This window comes from Actinoallomurus acaciae (assembly GCF_042429965.1).
Classification (GTDB): Bacteria; Actinomycetota; Actinomycetes; order Streptosporangiales; family Streptosporangiaceae; genus Actinoallomurus; species Actinoallomurus acaciae.
Map to the genome: position 1 here is coordinate 1 of NZ_JBHLZP010001219.1, position 739 is coordinate 739.

1 protein-coding gene is annotated in these 739 nt (G+C 76.5%); it reads left to right on the forward strand.

Annotation, left to right across the window (positions count from 1 at the left end; genetic code table 11):
* Positions 1 to 601: NUDIX hydrolase (locus tag ACFFNX_RS51755; protein ID WP_378213864.1), on the forward strand; the 601-nt coding region annotated here is incomplete at its 5' end.
* Positions 602 to 739: the final 138 nt, after the last annotated feature.

Below are 739 nucleotides of genomic sequence, written 5' to 3' on the forward strand. Positions count from 1 at the left end.
CCTCGACGCGGCCGCCGCGCGCGAGGTCGCCGAGGAGACCGGCGTCCGCGCGGACGCCCTGGACCGGGTCCACCTGGAGCAGCTCGCGGCCTACGGCACGCCGGAGCGCGACCCGCGCCTGCGCGTCGTCTCGATCGCCTACCTGGCCTTCGCCCCCGAGATGCCCGAGCCGCAGGCGGGCAGTGACGCCGCCGACGCGGCGTGGACCCCCGTGTCCACTCTCGGCCTGACGGGGCACGGCTCACAGCGGCCCGGCACGACCCGGCGGCTGGCCTTCGACCACGCGGCCATCCTCACCGACGGGCTCGAACGGGCCCGCTCGAAGCTGGAGTACACCGCGCTCGCGACCACCTTCTGCGCGCCGGAGTTCACCATCCCGGAGCTGCGGGCCGTCTACGAGACGGTCTGGGGCGAGGAGCTGCACGCGGGCAACTTCCACCGCAAGGTCCTGTCGGTGCCCGGGTTCGTCGAGAGCACCGGCGCGACCTCCGAACGCGGCGGACGCCGCGGTGGCCCGCGCGCCCGGCTCTACCGTGCCGGTGACGCCCGCCTGCTCCACCCCGCCCTGCTGCGCCCCTCGCGTGAGGAGGAGATCCGATGACGCGGTCCGAGGCCGTGCGCCTCATCGAGTCCGCGCGGACGCCCGCCGAGCTGTTCGGCACCGACGGCCCCCGCGCGTACCGGCGGCTGGCCCGGCTCGTCCACCCGGACGCCGGTGGCCCGCGCGAGGCCTTCGACC